Origin of the sequence: Apilactobacillus kunkeei, assembly GCF_005930975.1 — a bacterium.
Classification (GTDB): Bacteria; Bacillota; Bacilli; order Lactobacillales; family Lactobacillaceae; genus Apilactobacillus; species Apilactobacillus kunkeei_E.
This window is the reverse complement of the sequence record NZ_VBSE01000040.1, coordinates 73,584-98,815: the sequence shown is the minus strand read 5'-3', so window position 1 is coordinate 98,815 and position 25,232 is coordinate 73,584. Positions and strand designations below refer to the sequence as shown.

At 40.4% G+C, this 25,232-nt stretch carries 1 protein-coding gene; it reads left to right on the top strand.

The genetic code is table 11. From position 1 onward, the window contains the following. Positions 1 to 50: 50 nt before the first annotated feature. Positions 51 to 25,109, top strand: coding sequence for a DUF5776 domain-containing protein (locus FD688_RS04305; protein ID WP_138741932.1), 25,059 nt, complete (start codon positions 51 to 53; stop codon positions 25,107 to 25,109). Positions 25,110 to 25,232: the final 123 nt, after the last annotated feature.

The following is a 25,232-nucleotide window of genomic DNA, read 5'->3' as shown; positions in this document are numbered from 1 at the left end:
TTAGACACTTTGTATAGTTATATAAAATCGTGACAAGAGGGGCGATATGTATGCAATATAACAAAAATCAATTCATAAAATCTAACGATAAAAAAATCATGAAGAAGATAAAGAAACAATGGGTTGTTGTATCCATTGCGACTTTATCTGTTTTGGGTGCTTCAGCATATGGTATGAGCGGGGTCTCTGCCAAGGCTGATGATAATAATAATGGTACTACTCAGGTGGTACAATCATCCAACAATAATTCAGGGGGCCAGTCTACCCAAAATCAGACTTCTTCAAATGATTCACAAAGTGATGACACCCAACTAAGTAATCGCGACGGGGATAGTACGTCTTCAAGTACTACTGATAATACAGACTTATCTGCCCAATTCAATCAACAAATCAGTCAAGGTGAATCTGACGCATATAACAATAAAGGTAATAATGCGGCTAACTACAGTGGCCAAGCCCAAGCTTACTACCAAGCTGGTTACGCTGGTGCTATCAGCGCCATGAATGCCTACAACACCAGAACAAAAGGTGAAGGTACTGGTACTCAAGATACAACTTACTACGGAAATACACCAAATCGCCCTGGTGGATACACTGGAAATACTTCAGATGGTGCCAAAGGGGACACCGGTGGAGTGAACGGAACTACCAGCCAAGATACAGGATCTGGTAATAATACTTCATACACTCAAGCGCCAACAGATGGTACACCTTTAGCTTACAACACCCCAAGTAATCCTAATCAAGGTGGAGCTGACGATACTAAAGCAGGTTATGCGTCAGCGCAAAATTACCAATCTACTTTATTAAATAAACTAAATACTGTTTACAACCACAGTGTTCAATTTGCCAATGGTTTTACAATCGATGTACCATCCGCAAATGATGTATTGATTACTAATGATAGGAATAAGTACGCACAAAAAGCGGGATTATTAGCCGCATTTGACCAAGGGGTAACCTACGCTTTGACCCAACAAGGTTTTGCTGACGCTGAGGCTGGTAAGTGGACTGGGGTTAAAGGTGATGGTACTACGACATCATATGACTTCTATGATAACGGTAATACCGACTTACACAATTCACAAAACCCTTACGATCTAGCCTACATTGGGGCAAAAGATGCTATTATGGCCCAATATGATAGCAAGAATAACTACCTAAAGAACAACTTACCTAAAGCACTTACAACCTCTCAATATGGTTCAGCTTACGTAACTGGTTACAACGACGTTGTTTCTAACATCAACCAAGGGGTAGCTTATGTTACCAACTCTAACCAATTTGTAGCAGTTATGACCAATGGACAAGCTAGCTACACAGGAGGTGGTAATACACCAGGGAACATTTTTACAGTTAAATTAGCTGCCGATGTTGACTTTACTGGTGCACCAAACGGTGAGAGCAACAACACTTATAATGGTAATCCTCAACCATTCACATTAGATGGTCAATTCCACATGTTAGATATGCACGGGGTTTCATACAGATTAACTTCTGCAACTCAAATTAATCTACAAAACATCCAGGCATTGTATGGATTCAACTTCTATGGTCCATTCGCACCTTCTAACAATAACCAAACGTTGCACTACAAGAACATTAATTACATCGGTTCACAACTATTAAGTTCAACTAGTAATGACACCTATTTCTCTGGAAATGTTAATGTATTGAACCCTACCAATGCTAAATACTACTCACCATGGATAGGTTCTGGTGGGCTTACTGTAGAAGGTGGGGGTAACCAAGAAAACCTTGAAGTAAATAACTTTATCCTAGAACCCAACAGTAACTACTTTGGAGCATCTGGTAAAACTAAAGGTTCAAGTCCACTTGCCATTTTTGGTGGTGGGAACGTTACCCTAGGCCAAGGCTCGAAGATGACACTAGTTCCAATCGGGAACTCAGGTGCCAGCCCAATCAATGGTGATGGATTTGGTGTTGCATTTATGCAAGGTGGATACCTAAATGTAAATAAGGATGCCATTTTAAATATTATCCCTGATGTTTCAGCAACAGATGGATATGCTGGTGGTGCGATTGGAACTACTGGAAGTAACACTACAATTACTGTTGACGGTGGAGCCATTAACTATATTGTAGATGGAATGCAACCAGGTCAATATAACCATCCATTTAACTTCCAAGGTAACACTAGTATTAAAATTTTGAACGGTGGATTAATTCAAGCAAAAATGACTAATAACCCTGGTGGCGCTGCTGCTTGGGGTGGAATTTTCAATTTTGCTAATAATGGTTCTTCAAACTATATAAACGTTGGTAATCGTGGTAACTTAATTATTACAACAGACAACACTGGGCAAAGAATGATTCCAATTAATGGTCCTTTGAACATTAACAACGTTGGTGCCAGTCACGTTGTATTGGCTAAGAATGCTAATACAAGTCAATTTAGTAACAACGCAATCAGTGCTTATACCGTATCCGTTGATAATAAGTTGTTCTACTACTTCAACTTGCCTTCTGGTTCTACTAACTACACAGGTATTGATAGTACTGGAAACAAGGTAGCTGGAACAATTAGTGATCCTAATAGAATTGAAATCGGTGATGTTCCGTCCGTATCATTCGTAGGACCTATCACTAAGACAATTAACTCAGGCAATACTGCTACTGTTACTGCTTATGCTAAGGTATCTAAGTACGATCCTTCAAATGGACCCATCTATGTTGGTGTATACTCTGGCGGTGACAATAACTTAGTGTACAAGGCTAACTTATTAGTCCCTAATCAAACTACTAACAAGACTATTAAAAATGGAAACGCGCCTGCTGATCCAAACCAATACTCTGATACCAATACCTTGCCAACCAACTATTCAGACGGTCAAGTTGTACAAGTTACTTTTACTTTGCCAAGTTCACTAGCAAGTAATAAGATAACCGGGGTTAGATTGACCTATGGTATTAGTTCTGTTGTTCAAACAACGGATGGAACAAGCTATACCAACACTACTGAAGCTTACAACCAAGGTACAAACGGCCAAGTTAAGTTAGATAGCAACGGAACAATGACAACTAGCCAAGGTAACGTAGCTCAAACTACTCAAGGGGTTACTGATGGAATAAATGATTCTATCAATGGAAATGGAAACGCTAAGGCAGCACAAAGCTTTAATGTCCAGACCAGTCCTGACTACTTGAGTGGATATGATAGTGCTGTAGCTGGTTACAAGGCTTTTAATCCATCTAATCATGATGCAGACTATACTCAATTAGATAGTTATAATAACTCTTCTAATCCAGCAGCGTTCATTAGAGGATATCAAGAAGCTTCATACTTAGCAGGTGTTCAGGACGCTAGAAATAATAAACTTCAAAAATTTGCTCAAAGTACAAATGATAGTTATAGAAAAGCATTTTTAGATTACTTTAAGGCATTGAATGATAAAGAAGGAAAAGTAACCTTTAATCCTAAAAAAGATTTGAATACTGCTGGATTCCCTGCAGTTGGTATCCAAATTGGGCTGGCCGACGTAAAGGCAATTAAAGCTTTTCAGCAAGATGAAAAAGATGGTGCGTCATTTACTATTGGTAGTTTCAATGGCTCTCAATGGAATAGTATTAAAAATGATCCTAATGTAGCATCTGCTTACCTATCAGCTGTAATTGGTTTCAATAATGCAATTAATATGCCTGATTCTACTGCTGGTAATCCAGATGCTAACTCTAATTATCCTGAAACATATGCCTTCTTAGATGGAAAGTCCTTGGTTAATGGTGCTAAATCTAAGACTTTACCATCATCACAAGCATCAGCTGACATTCCAATTCATGATGCAGGAGTTGCAGGTTACTACTCAGCACAAGCAGGTTTTGCTGCCGTTCAAGCTGCTGTTGCTTCAGTATCTGGTAAAGATGTTACCAAGATTAAGGAAGCCCAATATAGTGATCCAAGTCAATTGAGTGGAACTACTCAAAAGAATCCGGATGGGACTAATATTGATCAAATGGTATACAAGCAAGCTAAGTATGGTGCATACCAAGCTCTTCTTGGTAAACCAGAAACTGGATTAAACCAACTTCAATTAGCTGGTTATTCTAAGGCAATCGGACCAATCGTTTCTGCTAACGCAATTAGTGACTTCAAGAATGGTAAGCCACAAGCGTTTGCTCAAACCGATAATTCAATTCGTGCCACAGCATACCGTACTGCTTACAACCAAGCTCAATCTGCGTTTAACCAAGGTAAACTTGACGGACTAGCTGCTGTACTTGCTAATAGTAACGTTAGCCATACAGCAAGTGATTCTGCTGCTAACCAAAGTGCTGAAGCTAGTTCATACAAGATTGGTTACCAAGCTGCCGTTGACGGTTACAAGGATGGTTTTTCTGGAACTAACCCAACAACAACCAACAACGATGCTACTCAACCAGCAATTTACAGTACTGGTTACCAATACGGTATGGACGAAGGTCGTCGTACTGCCGGTGCTAATGACTATGTAAACAAGAGTGTTAACAGTAGTGTTCAAACTAGTGACGCTAAGTACGCTGATGGTATCGCTGCCGCAACCCGTGGTTACAACGATGCATACAGTCAAGCTCAAGTAACAACTAACCCAACTACCAACAGTACTGATCATTCATACGTAATTGGTTTTAATGCTGGTATTCAACAACACGCTGCAGATGTCCAAGCACAAAAAGATGCTCAAGGTTACATCGATGGTGCTAATGCATTCGCTAACAACCAAAAATTAACTACACCTGCTGGCCAAACAGCGGCATATCAAAGTAATTATGCTGCTGGTTTTAATGCGGCCGCAGCTGGACTAAACACTGCTTTAACTAATTTACGTAAAACTAATAAGGATTTAGGAATCGAAGACCAAGGAACTTACACTGCTGATACAGCAGGTGCTACAGCCATTGGTTTCTACGCATTTAACGCTCAAAACGTTGGTGCTAAACAAGCATTCCTAGTATTAGATGCTCAAGGAAAGAACATCACATCACAAAATAATCCAACAGTTGCGTATGGAGTTGCCGTAGATGCATTCTACGGTTCTTTGGCGAACCTTCAACAAGCCACTTATAATGCTACAAATGATACAACTACGCCACTTTATACTGCACTACGTCAATTTATCGATAATCGTGGTAGCAAAGAATATTCAGATGGTTACAATGCTTACCTAACTGGTAATGCAGCCCCAACTAATGGTTTTGGTGTCGCTGGTTACAATGATGCTAGTGATGGATTCAATCAAAAGACAGCCCAAAATGGTGCCAACGTAAATTCAGGTGGATACCAAGCTGGTTTGACTCAATACCAAAACTACCAAGCCGGTGTTGCTGCCGCTAATAACGATGTAAGTACCGAATCAGATAACATTAAGAACAATGCTGATGCTAACGATGCATTCTTAGCTACTGCTCAAGGTTATGGTGATGGTGCATACAATCCTAACTCACAACAAACAAGTACTACACTTACTAACAAGAGTAAGATTTACAAGTTAGCTTACAACCAAGCCTTAACCATTGGACAACAACTTGGAAAACAAGCTTACAGTGATTTTGTTTACGGAAGAGTTAATGGATCTACTAAGGCCCAAGATAAGGGCGGAAAGACCATTGCTTACTTTGGTGCTATTACAGACATAATTACTGGATTCCAAGATGGTGCAAGTGCAAATAACCAACAATCATCTTCGCCACAATACGAAAATGGTTATCAATTAGGTCAATCAACATTGCAAGCCGCTGTCAATGCACTATCAAACATTGCAACTACTAAGCATATAAATAATGACAAAAGTTTACCTGCGTCAACATATGCAAATAACGATGCAAGTAACGCTGTTATCGATGCATACAACGATATGCTTCGTGGTACTGGACAAAACAACTCTGATTTGAACAAGTACAGCATTGTTTACAACTCTTACTACAATTCATTCTTTAACGTACTTCAAAGTAAATACAACGAAGGTAAGAATGCCTTTGATAATCAAAATCCATACACTGGTGATTTTGCATACACTGATGATCCTGCATATAACGAGGGATATTTGAATATGGCACTAGGATTTCAAGCTGGAATCACTGGAGAAAATTCAAGTACGGATTTACAAAATTACAATAACCAAGGGTTCATTACCCAAGGTCCCGCATTCCAAGCTGGTCTAGCAGAAGGTGTCGCTCAAGCCAAAGCCTTTACGAACGCTAATAACCAATTAACACCAGCACAAACTGCGAGTGGTGATGTAACCCAAGCTGTCTTTGATGCATTTAATGATGTTAAAAACAGTGGGGTTACCAAGAGTCCCGATGCATCCAAGTCAAGTCTATACAAGAAGGTTTACTACATCACTGCTCAAGATGCCGTTACTTCTTATACCAATGGTTCAATTGGTTATGTTAACGGAACATCTAGAGTCGATCCAAATAATCCAAACAATCTAGATGGATTTACTTATGCTAACGGTTGGGATAAAGCAAAAGCTGGTTTATTGGCTGCATTTAAGTCATCAAATACTAAACCAACTGAAAATGCCCAAAGTACCGGTTATGTATATGGTAAGAACATCTATGCTGGTGCAATGGCATCAAGTCAACCAACTGATAAGACTACTACTGCATACAAGGGATACGTAGCTGCTCAAGCCGCCTTAGCTCAAGCTAAGAGTGACAATGAACACGGCGTTACAGTCGATATTAACAACCTTACAATCCCATCTGGATACGATAATGGTCAAACTGAAGCATACAAGGCTGTATACCAAGGTGCTTACTTCCAATACAAAAACACTTCAATTCCATCGCAATATGATAACGATGTGAGTGAAAATGCCTACAAGACATCTAAGAACTCAAACATGGCATTCTACGGTGCTCAAGCATTCGCTAATGGACAAGCCTTAACCGGTGATAATGCTAATAATGCGGACTATGTTGATGGTTACAACAATGCCAAGGCTGGTTACCAAGATGGATTAATCAATGGACCAAGCCAACAAATGGAAGAAGGCAAGTCAAGATCATACAACATTGGATATGAAGCGGGTGCAAGCAAGCATGATAGCTATGTCAGAGCTGTAAACGATCAACCTAGTGATAATACCCAAACTTATGCTGGGGCAAAACAAGCACTAGATGACTACAACAATGCAACCACTGATGCTGCTAAGAGCAGTCTTGCTGATAAGCAAATAAGCGATACAGTTAATTCTGAATACGCTAATGCCTACAATGCTGCATTGAGCCAAGCTAGAGCAAGCGCAACTCAAGGTGCCAACGACTTCGTTGGTGGACAAGGTCGCGCAACACTTCCATACAGCGAAATTCAAAAGATTTACAACCAAGCTTACAACGATGCCCAAGTTGGTTTCCAAGCAGGATTAGTTAATCCAAATGCTAAGGGCGCTAATGCTAGTCAAACTACTGGTATTCAAGCTGCTCAAACTTACTCAATTGGATACGGTCAAGCAATTTCCGATGCCAAGGGTGGTACTTTGAACCCAACTGCTCACCCTGAATTAGTTGGATACAAAGATACAATGCAAGCAATTATTGATGCTAACAAGGGTCAAGTAAATAACCAAAGTACATCATCTGTATACGCAATTGCTGCTTCACAACAATTAGGTATTAACGATGCACTTGCTAAGCTATCTCAATCTGCTTCATCAGCCCAAAAACTAGGACCAAATGATGCAGTTACTAACACCCAATCATTAAGTGATAACGCATACAAGACTGGATACAATGCTGTCTTAGATGGTTACCTTGATGGTAAGGCAAGCACACTTGGATCAAGTGACAATTACAACAAGTCACCAGAAAATAATAATCCAGCATACAAGACTGGATACAGCCAAGGTAACGTTGTTGGTAGAAAAGAAATTGGTGCCACTGACTTCTTAAATGGTAAGGAAGCCGGAGACACAGCTGATCCTAATTACAATACTGGATACATTGATGCTTCAAATGGTTATTCAGACGGAATTAGTGGAGCTAACTCAGCTAATACTTCTAAGGAATACAACCGTGGATACGAAGTAGGTCAACAAGCTAAGAATGATTACCTAGCCGCTGAAGGAACTGCTTCACCTGTATCAAGTTCATCTACTTCAGACACCTACAATGGTGTTGCTGACGTTATTGCATCAGTAAAGAAGACAGGTTCATTTACCCCAATTTCAGTTGATAGCAGTCATAATGCCGCTTACGTAATGGCTTACAACAAGGCCGGATCCGATGCATACGATGCTAACAATGCTGGATTAAGCGACTTTGCTAATGGATTGGTTGCCAACCCAAGCAGTCAATCAACAGTGACTAACCAAGCTGTATACCTACAAGCTTACAATGATTCTACTGCCGGTTTTAAAGAAGGATTAAGTGCTGGTGCAACTACTGAACCAACTAATCCAAACGCAAAAGCCGGATACGATATGGCTAGATCTGTTCAAAAGGGTTATCAAGATGCTATGAATGACTTCTTGGCAGGTAAGACTGACATCAACGCCAACGCAGAACCTGGCTACAAGGACACAATGGGTGCCTTAGTTGATGCCAAGAACAATACTAGAAATGCCACAAATACAACTCCATTGTATGCTGTGACTTACTCACAAGAAGTCGGTGCTAACGATGGTATTAATGCCGTTAAAGCAGATCCAAATACTTCAAATGAAACAACTGTTCCGGCCGATCGTCAAAGTAGCGTAAACAGTAGTGCATACCTATCAGGTTACAAAGGTGCTGTTGATGGTTACAAAGATGGTGCTGCAAGTACAAAGGGTGATTCTACTAACAAGAATGCTAGCCAAAGTACTGAAGGTAACAACGCGGTTTACCAAAACTCATACGATCAAGGTAACGCTTCAGGTCGTCAACAAGCCGGTGCTAATGATTACACCAAGGGTACTGTTGATAACCAAGTTAAACAAACTGATAACAACTACGCAACCGGTGTAGACACTGCTGCTAGTGGTTTCTCAGATGGTAAACAAGCTGGACAAACTTCAAGTTCTGTTCAACCAACTAACACAGATAAACCATACGTTACAGGATTCGAACAAGGGGTAGCGACAGCCAGCGGTTCCAATGCAGCGGTTCAACCAGGTGCAAAGGATGAAACTGGACTTACTGGGGATGCTAAGAACGCATTCTACGGTACTAAAGATGGTTACCTACTAGGTGCAAATGCTGGTAATCCAATCTCAGCCAAACCATCTGATGGTAAGGGTGCAGATACTCAATCCAATTCATACACTGCTGCTCTACAAGATGCATACAATGATGCGGTTGTTAAGGCTAAACTAGGTGCACAAAATGCATTTAGTGCTACCAAACCAACAGCTTATGCAAGTTGGAATCCAGAACAACAAAAGGCATACGATACTGGTGTGCAAAATGCTCTAAATGGTTACAACGAAGCTAAGGCAAACATCAACTTAACTCAACCAAGCAACAACGGTGCTAACATGGTTAATACCTTCAATGGTGCCAAGGCTGGTTTCGCTGATGGAACTATTGGTGCAACTCGTGACATTTCAAGTCAACCTTCTGAATACCAAGCTTCATACAAACAAGCTAGAAATGAATCTATGGCTGCTGCTAAGTTAGGTGTAGCCGACTTTGCTGCTAACAGCGGTAATGTTAAGGATAAAGCAACTGATGCTCTAGGAAATGCAGAAAGCCATGGATTTGTTGCAGCACAACAAGGTTACAATGACCAAGACATGGGTGGAGCAAGTAGTTCTAATACGGATCCTTCATACCAAGCTGGTGCTACATTATCTAGTGAAAAACAAAACGGAGAAATGGCAGCAACCAACTCACCTGATCAAGGTAGTTCTTACAGTGGTAGAAGTGCGGCTCAAAATGCTGCATATGCAGCAACAGTTGCCGGAAATAAAGATGGTGCTAACGGTACAACTGACCACAATCAACCAACAGATTCATCACAAGCAAGAGTATATCTAGATGCTTATAAAGATGGTTATTCAAATGGTAGACTTCAAGCAAGTTATGGAGCTAGAGCATATACTCGTAACAGACCATTATCTCCAGATAATCCAATAGATGGTGAAATTCAACAAATTGGTTATAGTGCAGCTCAAAGTGGATTTATCGATGGACTTAAGAACCAAAACAATAGTAATAATCCAGCCTACGGAGTAGGTTATGATTCAGCTAAATCAGCTATGATAGGTTTATCAGAAGCTGAAGCGGGAAATAAGAACTCTCAAAATACAGCTGCAGATGGAAATTCATATGCGGATGCTCAAACTGCCTACAACGACGCAAGTACTGCAATTGCTTCTAACCCAGATGACACCTCTGTTACTCAAACTAACAACACTCCAGCTTACCAATACGCATACAACCAAGCTAAGCAAGATCTAAATGCTCAATACAATGCTGGTAAGCAACAATTCTTGAATAACTATGTTGCAGGAACAACTCAAGCTGATACTAGTTCTGCTAAGTCAGCTCAAGGTGTCAGTGCAATCACCCAAGGTTTCAATGAAGCCGTAAATGGATTCAATGAAGGAATGCGTGGATCAAATACTTCATCTAAGTCAACTACTGCTGCACTTGCTGGTTTCGCTGAAGGTCAACAAGCTCTAAATGCTGTTAACCAAGTTACTGGTGGTCAAACAACTCCAGATTCTGATAACAACGATGCCACATACCAAAAAGCATTTACTGCTGCGGTAGCTGCTAAGACAGCATTTGATAAGAACCCAGACATTTCTAACCAAGTACCTTCAACTGATGCCAACGCTGACAACACAGTATACGCAGCTGCATACACTGCTGCGGTATTAAACATGTCTACTGACTACTCAAATGGGATTCAACAACTTCTAAGTGGTCAACCACTACCAGAAAATGCTTCAACTGAATTCACTGCTGGTTTCAATGATGCTAACAATGGTTTCGATAATGCATTGAGTGGACCAAACTATCCTGATACTAACAAGTACGGATACGTTACTTCCGGTGCTCAAAAAGGTCTAGCTGTTGGTCAAAGTGCATTGTCTGGTTACAATGCCGCAATGCAAAACAACACCACAGCAACTGCTGATTCAGTTCAAAATGACGCTAACAGTGGTGCAACTGCCGGATATAAGGATGCAATTTCAGGTTCTAAGCAAACTGATGCACAATTAGCACAAACTAGTTTGGCATACAGAAAGTCATACGCTAAGGCTTACGATGACGTTAAGAATGCTGTTCTAACAGGTTCAACTAACTTCGTAAGAGGACAAACTCCTGATAAGTCAAACAGTCAATACTCCAAGATCATGGAAGGATACAACTATGCTTCCCAAGGTTTTGAATACGCTAAGAGTCATCAAAGCAAGGACACAACCGGTTTAACAGATGATCAAAAGAACAACTCTTCATACATGAGAGGGTTCTATGCTTATGTTGACGCTGTAATTGGTTACAACGATGCACAAAATGCAACATCAGATACTGCTCCATATAACGCTGCCTACAAGGAACAACAACGTGGTTACGAAGGGGCAATTGATGGATACAGAGATGGTAAGAACGGAACTACTCAATATACTAACAATGAAGTCTTCCCATCCTCACGTGTTGCATACGACCTTGCATACCAAGATGCCAAAGCTAAGGCCACTCAAGGTGCAATTGATGCAATGTCAACCAATCCAACAACTGATACTTCTCAATTCAAAGCAAAACAATTAGATGCATATCAAACAGGTAAGAACAATGCGGTTACTGGATATAACCAGGCTAAGTCTGATTTGTCCGCATCAAACATCAACCCTTATTCTGCTTCAACTGACTCATATGACACATTTAATGGTGCCCATGATGGTTTCATAGCTGGAATTAGTGGCAACGGGACAATTCCAGCTGGTAGCAATGCAGTATATTCGGCTGCTTATAGCAAAGCTCAATTAGAGGCTAGTGCGAACGTAATGAATGGGGTTGCTGACTTTGCTAAGAATGCTGATGATACAAATAAACAAAATCAAACCGATGCCACTAATCAAGCTTTATATAATGGTTATAACAATGCTAGTGAAGGATATGCCGCTCAACTAGGTGGTAATGCCGATAGTAATAATAATAACGTTGCTTACACTGCTGGTGTTCAAATGGCAGTTGACAGAGCAAATGGTATTAGTGCTGCTATAGCTAACCCTAGTGCGACCGCTTCAGGTTCTCCAGCACAAGTAGCTGCTTTTAATGCAACTGTTGCCGGATACAGGGATGTAATCAATGGAACTAATAGTGGTCAAACTCCTAGTTCAAGTGATGCACCTCAAAGCAAGGTATATGGTGATTCATACGATCAAGCAATTTCAACTGCCACTGCTAGTGCTAATAATGGAGCACAAGCATTCGTTCAAAACACAGGGCAACCAGCAAGTGATAGTGACTACAATTCAATTGCTACACTAGCCGGTTACAACCAAGCTAAGAGTGGTCATGATGAGTTTGTCGCAAACAAGTCTGCTCAATCATCAACCGCTGCTTACATGACTGGTTACAATGCTGCCAAGTCAGCAGCTAGTGGTTTAGCCGATGCACAAAACGCAACTAATAGTGGTCAAGGAACAGCACAAGATGCTAACGCTTATGGTGATGCTCAAATTGCATACACCGATGCATTTAACTATGTCACTGCTCATCCACAAGATACTGCAGCTCAATCATTTGCTAATAAATCCACTGCATACAACGATTCATACAATGCAGCTAAGACATACCTACAAGGTCAATATGTTGCGGGTCAAAACCAATTCGTCAGCCAATACGCAAATGGAAATAGCTCAGCTAACCTAAGTGGTGTTGCTTCGATTCAAGCCCAAACATTGGTTAACCAAGGATTTAATGACATGTTAAGTGGATATAACGAATCCATTAATGGCAATAATCTAAACGGTACTGCTAGTTCATCAGATAACCCAGTCCAAAAAGCTGGTTTTGCTGAAGGGCAATTAGTATTGAAAGCAGCAAATCAAGTTGCTAACGGAAACACTACCGGTGATGCAGGGAATACAGATGCAATTTACCAAAAGGCTTTAACTGCCGCTAATGCTGCTAAGAACGCATTTGATGCTAACCCTGATATTTCAGACAGTATTGCTGCTAGTGATAGTAATTCCTCAATTACTCCATACACTAATGCATACAAGGCAACTGTGGATCAAATGAAGGATAACTACCAATCAGGTATTTCACAATATTTAAGTGGTCAATCTACTCCATCAAACGTATCTAGTGAATTAATACAAGGTTACAACGATGCCAAGAAAGGTTATTCTACAGCAATGCAAGGTTCATCAATGGCATCCAACTCTACAAGTGGTGTTCAATCTGGTTTCAACCAAGGAAAACTTGTATACAATGGATACACTAATGCAATGAACAACCAAGGTAGTGCCGGAAGTCAAAACCAACATCAAGTTGATGGTTACAATGGAGCTTCTGACGGTGTGAATGCTGCAATGACCGCAGGTGGAACAATTCAAACCGATGATCAATTAAAGGCTAATGGTAAGTCATTCGATTACATTCAAGCATACGATAAGGCCGTTAATGAAGCTAAAAACTCAAGATCAATAGGTGCTCAAGAATACTTATCAGGTCAAAGCAGACCAGCAGGGACAACTCAAATTGAAAAATCTAAGGCCCAAGGTTATGACGATGCCAAGGCAGGTCATGATGCCGCTGCTAATGGAGGTACTCCTACATCTGATCAAAAGGCTAATAAGGAATTCATGGCTGGTTACAATTCATACTCAAACAGTATGAGTGGTTATGACACTTATGAAAATGGTGGTCCATTGGATTCAAATGCTAGCCAAATTCAAAAGGACGCCTATGATGGTGCCCAAGCAGGTTACCTAGCAGGACCAAACGGTGCTGGTTTACCTGATATGACTGGTAAGTCACCAGCATACATTGACTCATTCAAGAAGGCATACCAAAAGGCCAAAGAAATCGCTAACCAAGGTGCTGACGATGCAATGACTGGCAACAAGTCAGACCAAAGCAACTGGAGTGCTCCTCAAAAGGCTGCTTATACTGCAGGTCAACAAAATGCCAAAGCTGCATACAACGCAACTAAGGCCAACATCAGTGCTAAGAACACAAATCCAAGTGGTTCTGATGCCTCTGAAGCATTCGCTGGCGCTAAGGCTGGATTTGCTGCAGGAACTACTGGTTCAAATGATGACAGTATCCTAAACGGCAAGTCAAAATTGTTCAAGGATGCCTACAATAAGGCTAAGGCCGAAGCAGTCGTTGCTGCAAAACAAGGTCAATCTGATTTCGAAGCAGGTAAAATTAATGGAGCAAGTTCTGGTCAAGATGCATTGAGTGTTGCTAGATCAAATGGTTACAACCAAATGCAAAAAGGTTTCAATGATGCGAACGCAAATCCTCAAACCATTGATCCTAATAACCAAGATGCTTCATACTTAGCTGGTAAAGCTATGTCTGACCATGTAAAACAAGGGATTGCAGATGCTAATGCCAACGGCTCAATCAAGAACTATGGTTCTGATGGTACCAAGACACCAGCCGAAATTGCTGCATACAATGCCGCTGTTAACGGATACTATGCTTCGGTTAATGGATACAAAGACGGTGCTAGTGGAGATAAAGAACACAGTAACCCAATTAATCCAACTCAAGCAGCTGCTTACAACTATGTATATCAATTAGCATGGAATAATGGTGGTCAACAAGCTATGACGGGTGCTAATAACTATGAGAATGGTAATGCACGATCAAGTGATGAAGGAATTCAATCACTTGCTCAAAACATTGGTTATGATGATGCCAAACGTGGTCATGATGACTTCTTAAATAACCGTCAACCAACTGGTAATGTTACTCAGGCTTATACTATGGGTCGTGATATGACTAAGGCTGCACAAAGCGGTTTAGCAGATGCACTAAACGGATCCAATAATTCAAGTTCTTCTAGCCAACCAGGTGCATATAATGATGCACAGCAGGCTTATAAGGATGCTGCTAACGCAGTCTCCGCTAATCCAGATAATCCATCAGGATTACCAGCAGGTAAATCTATTTCATATCAAGATGTTTACAACAAGGCTGTCTCAGCTCTACAAACTCAATACCAAAATGGTGCTAACCAATTTGGTTCTCAATACTCCAATGGTAAGAGTACAGCTGATGAAACTTCAGTAAATTCAGATCAAGCCAAACGACTATTGCAACAAGGATTTGAAGAAGCTAAGGCTGGGTATGAAGAAGCCATTCAATCGGCTACAAATTCAGATGGTAAGTTGAACCTTAACGTTCAATCATCTGCTAATGATAGTAGTGCAAAAAATATTGGATTTAATCAAGCGATAACAGCGTTGACTGCGGCACAAAATGTGGCTAATGGTGAAATTCAACAATCACAAACTGGTCCAATGTACAATACAGCTTTTGAAGCAGCTATCGCTGCCAAACAAGCATTGCATAATAATCCAGATGCACCTAATACACTTTCACCATCAGATCCTAATAATAATAATCAAGTTTACAAGGATGCTTATAGTGTGGCTATAACACTAATTAAACAACATTATGCCGAAGGATTTAATGATTATATGACTGGTAAGTCTGTACCGACAGGTGACACTCAAGCCGACATTGATGGTTACAACAATGCTAAAGCTGCTTATGCTCAAGCAGTGAATGGTCAATCTTTAAGTGGTTTGACTTACCAAGATGCTAAGAGTCAAGAAGCATTTGCTGCAGGACAAAAGGTTGTGAATGGTTACAACGATGCTTTCAACAAGCGAAGCGAAGATACCACTAATGATTCAAGCGATGCTTACCAAGCAACCAAGGATGCTTACAATGACGCAAATGCCAATACCAAACATGATTTAAGCACTTCATCATTAGACTATGTTACTGCTTACAACTACGCTATAAAGATGGCAAAAGATGCAAGAAATGATGGTGCTTCTCAATTCGTATCCCATGGAACTACTGATTTTGGCAGTCAAACATTGGCCAATGATGCTCAAAGCAAAGGTGCTGTTGCAGCTGAAAAGGGTAAGGATGACGCTAAGAACAATAATTCAACTAACGATTCAACTGATAGTGCTTATCTAATTGGTTTCAATTCACTTTCAGGTGCCACTGATGGTGCTGAAGATGCCAAAAATGATAACGGAATTAAGAGTGATGATGAACTATCTAAGGATGGCAAGGATAAAAACTACATCGATGCCTACACTGATGGTTATAACGGTACTAAAGCCGGATATATTGATGGCCAAGATGACAAGCAAAAAGCTGACTTGAGTCAACAAAGTCAATCCTACAAGGATGCTTACAACAACGCATACAATGATGCTAAGTCAATCGCTAACCAAGGTGCATTGGATCGACTTGCTGGAAAGAATAACCCAAGTGGTTACAACACTTTACAACAAGCTGCTTACAATACAGGTCAAACTAATGCTCAAAATGCTTATGCATGGGCACATGACGACGTTAATAACAAGAACAAGTTTATCAATAACTCCGATGCTTCAGACATCTTTAACGGTGCTAAAGCCGGATTCTCTGATGGAAAACTAGGAAATGTTGCTAATGTTACTTCACAAACCGCTGCTTACCAAGCTGCATACAACAACGCTAGAAGCCAAGCTGGAGCTCAAACAGTTCAAGCGATTAAGGACTTCAAAGCAGTTAAGGATACAATTTACAATGCAGAGCAAGGTAAAAATGATGCAGAATCAATTGCTTACACTAATGCATACGATCACATCAAGGCTGGTTTCAATGACCAAATCAACCAAACTGCATTAGTTGACACTACTGGTAAGGATTCGTCATACAAGGCTGGTATTCGTATGGCTAAAGATGTCCAATTAGGTAGGTTAGATGCATCTAACAATCCAAGCCGTACAGATTATGTTGGTACTGATACCCAAAAGGCTGCCTACGTAGCAACCCGTGATGGATACCATGACGGTAGTTACAACAGCAATACCGCAATGGACTCATCATTAGCTCCACAAAAGTACGCTTACGATTATGCTTACTTACAAGCTAAAGATAAAGGGGTTCAATCTGCAATTAACGGTGCCAATGTTTACATCCAAGCTGATGCTCAAGTTCCAGCTGTTAGCGCAGATGGCATTGCCCAACAAAAGGGTTATAATGATGCGCATTCTGGATATCAAGCATACTTGAAAAATCCAAGTGGTAGTCTTGATAATAGTCAAACGAAAGCATATCAACTAGGTTATGCTGCCGCTAAAGAATCGAGACAAGGTATTACAACATTTAATGGTTTAACTAGTCCAAATTCGGCAACTACAGATCCAAATACTAGTGCAACGGTTAATGAACAAGATGGTTTCAACGGTACCCGTGATGGTTATTTTGCTGGAATCTCACGTTTGCCTAAGCAAGTATTTGATACTAGTTCTAGTCAGTCTCGTGCTTATCAAGATGCATATAATGCATCATATGATGCTGCAAGAAGTAAAGCTCAGTCTGGTGCCATTGATCAATTGAGCGGTGCAAATAATGTACAAACTAGTTGGGTTCAAGCTGATCAAAACGCATATGCTTATGGACAACAAATTGCATCTAAAGCGTACACTGATGCAAATAGCAATCCTAACAACACTAACTACACAACTGTCAACGATGCCAGTGATGTATTTAGTGGTGCTAATGCCGGATTTGCGGATGGTACATTAGGAAACAACAATTATCCAAGTGATACGTCTGCTAAACCAGTATACTGGGCAGCTTATAAGACGGCACAACAGGCTGCAGTTAATGCGGCTCAAATAGGTGTGAATGAAGTAGCTGCTGGCAATCAGGTGAGTGATACAGTTAACAACACTGATCAACTTTCTATTGCACAAAATTATGGTTTTGCTCAAGCTCTAGCTGGTTACCAAGATTCCAGTAATGATACTTCTCCAAATAGTAGTAATGTGTCATATATGGCAGGTTACAATTTGGAACAAGATCAAATTAAAGGTACAAATGATGCCCGATCAGGTAATAAGAAAGATAGTTCGAAAGCACAAGCCTATTCAGCTGATGCCTATAATGCTGCTTATGATGCAACAATCAATGGGTTCAGTGATGGTAGTGAAAATAATAATAACCATAGTCAACCATCTAACTCAGCTCAAGCACTGGTATATAATTCAGCATATGTAACAGCTAACTTCTTAGGAAAATCATTTGCTAAACAAGGTGCAATTGCTGGTGCAGTTGATGCAATTACTGGTAACGGTAAAGATCGCTCAAATAATAATGCATATGATAAAGCATTCCACCAAGGATATACAGATGCCCATACAGCAAAAGCAACAGCATTCGATGACTACAGTAAGTCACAAACTAATGCAACTGATAATGAAAACCAAGCATATAACGGATATGCAGATGCAATTAATGACGTTATTAATGGGAAACCACAAAGGATTAATATAAATGCTGATCCTTATGATGTATATTCAGCTGCTTATGCAACAGCATATGTCTATGGAATGAAACTAGCTCAAGAAGCTGCTATTAACTATTTGAATAATCAACCAACAGTCACCCAAAGCACAAAAGCCGAGACAGCCATGTCTGATAAAGGTATTAATGATGCATCCAATGCTTACACAGCTGCGGTAACTGATCCTAACCAAACTGAACCTGCATCATATGTTTCAGGTGGTAACGCTGATAATACGTTCAATGGTGCGGCTCTAGCATTTAATGAAGTAGCTGTCGGAAGTACTGACTTGGGTACAAATGGCAATACCAATCAAGTATTCATTGCTGCTTATAACAAGGCATTGAATGAGGCTAAGACCTATTCAGATAAAGGTGCGACTGCGTTTGGTAAGTTAACTGGTATTAATGATTTAGTTAATACAGTTCATAATCAAATTGCATTTAGCAATGCTTTAGTAAGTGGATATATCACTGCTCAAAGCGCATATGCTGAAGCTCAAGTTAACTTAGACGAAAATCACAGCACTGATAGTACGTATGATCAAACCTACCAAGGTGCTACAGCAGCATTCAAGGATGTTATTGATGGTAATGAAAGTAACTCACATGCTAAAGATAACAAGTCAGCGGTATTTAGTGCCATTTATGATCGAGCACTTAGTCATGGAATTGCCCAATCTAAGAAGGGTGCCATTGCATTTGCTAAAGACAAGAAACAATCGGTTAACGATACTGCTAATGCAGCAATGTATAACAAGGGATACACCGATGCACAATCAGCTTATGCATCTGCGCAAACTAATCCTAACCAAGCTGCACAACACACTAATAACACGAATGTAGATAATGCATATAATGGTGCCGCTGCAGCATTTAATGATGTAGCAAAAGATACGCCAAATGCTCAACGAGATAATGATAGTGCTGTTTACAAAGCTGTTTATGATAAGGCAATAGTTGAAGCTCAACAAAATGCCCTTGCCGGAGCTAATGCTAGACTAACTGGTGTAAATCTTAATGATGGAATTAAGAACATGAGTACTGCTTCTGCTCAAAACGCTTACAAAACTGGTTTCCAGGATGCTGATAAAGGTTATGTAGCTGCTCAAAATGATATGACACAGGCTAGTGCCCATGGAACTACAAGCAATGTTGATAGTTCATATCGTGGAGCTGCAGCAGCATTTAATGATGTTGTTAATAACACCATTAATGCGGGTAAGAATGCCGACAGTAGTTCGGTATATCAAAACGCTTACAAAATGGCTTTATCTGAGGCAGTTGGTCACGCCAACGATGGTGCTCAAGCATACTCTAAAGGCCACGTTTTGACTGATGATTTGAAGAACCTACCAAACGATTCAGCAAAACGTGCATTCAAAACTGGATTTAACGATGCCAAAAGTGCTTATGCCGCAGCAACTACTAATCTCGCAGATACCACCCATACTAGTCAAAGCAACTTTGACGAAACATTCCGTGGAACTGTTGATGCATATAAAGCTGTAGTAGGTCATAAGTCATCTGATGCTGGTAAGGCTTCAGATACTAACAATGCTTACACTGCTGCATACAACAAGGCATTTGCAGAAGCTACCAAACATGCTCAAACTGGTGCAATTGACTTTGGTAAAAATGCTGATGCAACTCTTGGACGTACACAGTTTGTTAACAATCAAGCTGCTAAGACAGCCTACACGACAGGATACAACGACGCAAAGGTAAGTTATGCCAAAGCACAAGCTAACCCAAGTGACCAAGGTAACCACACTAGTCAAAGTAATGCTGATGAAGCATATAAGGGTGCTGCCGCTGCATTTAACGATGTTGCAAATAACATTCCTGGTAAAAACGCTTCAGATGGTAATCCTGTATACGCTGCTAACTACAATAAGGCGTTAGCAGAAGGTAAATCAATCTCAACTAATGGTGCTCAAACCGCTCCACTTGGTAAGGATGCTGTAAACCAAGCATTAGCTGTATACAAGAACAACCAAACTGCTCAAAACATGTTTAACAATGGTGTTAACAATGCTAATGCAGCATACAAGGATGCAAGAAATAATCCTAACAACACTATTGATCACCCAACAAACAGTGACTACGACGAAGCATACCGTGGAGCTGCTGCTGGATTTAATGATATCTCCAGTGACACAACTAATAGCCAATTCAATGATGATAAAAGTCTGGTATATCAAAACGCATATACTAAGGCTGCAAACGAATCCATTGCATTGGCAACCAAAGGGGCAATCCTTGCTAATACTGGTAAGCAAGTTACTGATGGATTAGACGGTTCAAATGACCAAGCAGTTTACAATGCCGTAAACTCCGGATATAATGATGCTTCAACTGGTTATGATACTGCGGTTCAAGATCCAAGCAAGAGCTTTAACCATACTTCAAATAGTAATATCGATAAGTCATACAGTGGAGCTGCTGCTGCATTTAACGATATTGCCGGAAACAATGGTCAATCAAGTCGTTCAATCAGTGATGATCCAGTCTTTACTTCAGCATACGACAAGGCATACCAAGTTGGTTTGCAATACCTAAACAATGGTGCCAACGATGCTGCTAATAATGTAGATGAACAAACTGGTATCAATTCATTGAATGGTTACCAAGCATTGATTGACGTATACGACCGTGGATACCAAGACTCAGGTAATGGTTACAAACTTGCTCAAGAAAACAGAAATGATCAAGCTAACCATACTTCTAACAGCAACAACGATGTTTCATACAATGGTGCTGCTGCCGGATTCAATGATGTCATCAATGGTACTGTCGGCAAACATCAAAACGATGTTCAATCAGCTACTTACCAAAATGCATATGCTCGTGCCGTTAAGGAAGCTCAAGCCCAAATTCATCAAGCAACACTTGATTTCAACAATGGTTTGAATAGAGATACTCAAGCTCAACAAATCAGTGCTGGTTCCGATAAAGATGCTTACGTAACTGGTTACAACAATGCTAGTGACGTATACAAGAGTGTCCAAGACTCAGGTGAAAACGATGGTAAGCACACATCAGACAGTGTTAACGATGAACAATACCGGGGTGCAATGAACGCATTCACAGATGTCATCAACGACACTCCTGGAGCAAATGCTTCAACTGATAGTGTGGCTGTTTCTGAAAAAGAAAACACAAGTGACGTCTACACTACCGCATATGCTAAAGCACTCAGTGAAGCTACTCAGGATGCTTTGCATGGTGCAACTAACTTTATCTCGCCAAATACTGCTGGTAATGCGCCAACAGCTACTGGTAAGTTGAAGGCTTATGAAAAGGGTGCAAGTGATGCACAAGGTGCTTATGAATTAGCTCAAGACGATAGAACTCAAGGTTTGACTCATTCAACTAATAGTAACTTTGATGTTGTTTACACCAATGCTATTGCTGGTTTTAATGATGCAATCAATAATCCATTAGCACCTGCTAAAGAAGGAAACGACCTAGCTACATTGACCTACAATAAGGCATTGGCACAAGCTAAACAGTCTGCTCTAAACGGTGTATTGGCCTTCAATAATGATAATCATGATGAAGCGTTTGCGAAGGAAACCAAGCAAAGTGATAGGGATGCATTTAATGTTGGGTTCACCCAAGCCAAAACCGGTTTCATTTCTGCAGTAACTAATTACTTAGACGCAGCTCATCACGACAGTGATTCATACGCTGATCAAGTATATAAAGCTGCTGCCAAGGCATTTAAGGATGTCCATGAAAGAACTGGTCAAGTTAAAGACAATGTCACAAATGATGTTGCGGGTTCTGCTTACAACAAGGCCTTCAACGAAGCATTCAACATCGCAAACAATGGTGCTGATGATTCAGTTAAGGGTGCATCACAATCTACTAACGTTGCTCAATACGATGGCAAGAAGGCTTTAACCGATGCTTACAATGCTGGATACGTTGATGCAACTAAGGCTTACGCAGATGCCGAAAACGACCATACCAAGTCAAACGACCATAATAGTGATAGTAACTATGATCGTGTATACCGTGGTGCAGCACTTGGGTTTGCTGATATTATTAGCCACCAACCTGGTCAAAATGCTAAGGTTGATTCCAACAAGGCGTTCGTTGATTCTTACAGCAGAGCATCACAACAGGCATTTACACAAGCTCATGATGGTGCTATTGATGCCAATGGTCCAAAGCAAGTTCGTCAATTGAACACCAATGTCGATAAGCAAGCTTACCAAGTTGGATTTAACGATGCTACAAATGGTTACGCTGAAGCACAAGGTAATCCTGATGATAAGAGTCGTGCTGATCAAACAACTAATGCAGGGTTAGCATATGCTGGTGCATCTGCAGCATTTAACGATGTTGCAGAAGGCAAGCCAGGAGAACATGCTCAAACCATCGCAGATTTTGTTTACCAAAATGCTTACAGCAAGGCATTATCTGAAGGTAAAGCTAACGCAAATCAAGGAGCAACAGCATTTGGTCAAGGTCACACATTAAGTGATGATACTAAACAATTTGCAAGTTCTGGTGCTAAAGTAAAGGATTACACCAAGGGTTACAATGATGCCCAAGCTGCATTTGCCGCAGCACAAAGTGATGCTAGTCAAATTGATCAACATAAGAGTGACAGTGATTATGATGAAGTTTATTCCGGTGCTGCAAACGCCTTTAACGACGTTTCAAACCATACAGTTGGTCAACACCGCAACGCTTCAAGTAATCATGCATACGTTGCCGCATACGACAAGGCATTAACTTTTGGTCAATCAAACACTCAAGATGGTGCTTTGACATACTTGAGTGACAGCCAAGACTACGATAAGAAGATGGATTCATTTATTACCCAAGCTGAAAAGAATTCATTTGCAACTGGTTTTAATGATGCTAAGAAGGGTTACGAATTAGCACAACAAAATTCAATGCTTCAAAGTCATATTGATCAAAATGATTTAGATGACACTTATCGTGGTGCAGCAGCAGCATTTAACGATGTTAAAAACGGTCAGTTTGGACAACGCGCTAAGAGCGAAGATAATCCAATTTACCAAAAGGCATATGACAAGGCATTGTCTGAAGCCATGAATTCATTCACCGATGGTGCTAACGAATTCTTGGACAACAAGCCAAACTCATCAAATGGTGTTGACGCAAATAGTCTAGCTCATACCAAGGGTTACCAAGATGCTAAGGCACAATACGAAAATGTCTTGGTAAATGGTGATGATAATCTTCCAGACAATGCAAATCCGGCACAAAAGATTGGTTACCAAAAGGCTAAGTCAGTCGTAGCCGGAATTATCGACGCAACTAGTGGTAATAAGCAACAATCAAATGATCCAAGCTATGTATTGGGTTACAATTCTGCTCAAGCCGCATTGCGTGATGGTCAAGCATTTGCTCAGGCCAACGGTAAGATGGACAATATAGATGATATTCCGGTACCAGATGGATTGGATCCAGATGCATACCGTCAAGTATTTGTCGGTGCTTACGAAGGTTACAAGACAGGTGCGGCTCTTCATCCTAAGAACCCAAGTCAAACTAACCCAGCATTCGTCAATGCTTACAATAACGGTTACAACAAGGCAGCAAACGATATTCCAGCCCAAGAAGATTACCTATACAACGGTAAGAAGACTAACTTCAACAGTAGAACCGACAAGAGCTCGTATGAACAAGCATACAAGCAAACTGGTGATGGTTTCACTGATGGAATTAAGAATATCGCAATACAAAATCCTGATTCTGGTTACTACGTAAATGGTTACAATTCTGCTAAGATTGCACTTGCTGCAATGAAGAAGGCTAAGACCAACGTTAAGTTGACCACTAAAGAGCTAAAGGCTTTAGGTGGACAAACTTATGTCAATGCCTTTAACGGATACCGTCAAGGTGTTAAGGCAGCACAAGCCAGTGCTCGTACTCATAAGAAGTTAACTGCTAAGCAATTAGCTGCCAAGGGTCAAGTATTTGCATACACTTACAACCAAGGATTCAAGATTGAAACAGCTCATCAAACTAAGATTGGTAAGAAATACGGAAATGCCCGCGCAATTAAGCGTAGTCCAATTCCAATGAGTATTACCAAGAACCACTCAGCTGCGTATGCAAAAGCATATATCGCTGAGTACAAACGTCAATTCAAGGCACATATGCCAAGATATATTTACAACGTTAAGACTATCTATACTCACACAAGAACTAAGTTCTCTCATGGATCAAGAGTAGTTAAGTACAAGTACTCAAGAAGATACAACGCACATGTCTTTAAGGTTATCGGTATCAAGTACTACAAGAACCGAGTACCAAGATATATTGTATCCGGTGGTCGTCTAGTTACTGCTGGTCAAATGGTCCAAGATGCATATTACCGTGGTAATACAGCTAAGACCGCTAAGAATAGTAGTAATAAGAAGACTAAGAATAAACCAATGGTATTCCGTGTAATTAAACCTACCGGTGCATTGATCCATACAAGTAAGAAATATACTAAGCACAATGTAATCAGAAGAGTTCGTCAAGGACAGTTGATTCACGTTGTTAAGGTTGTTAAATACTATGGATTAACAAGACTATACCTAGGACATAACAGATACTTTACTTCAAACAAGACCTTTGTTAAGAAGGTAAGATAGTCTGATGAAGAAAGACCTAGCAATTTTTGCTAGGTCTTTTTTGTACTTTTGTCATAAAAATTTAAGTTTTTATTAAAGATAAGTTTGAGATATTAACTATTTATTATACTGGGAGTAGAATTA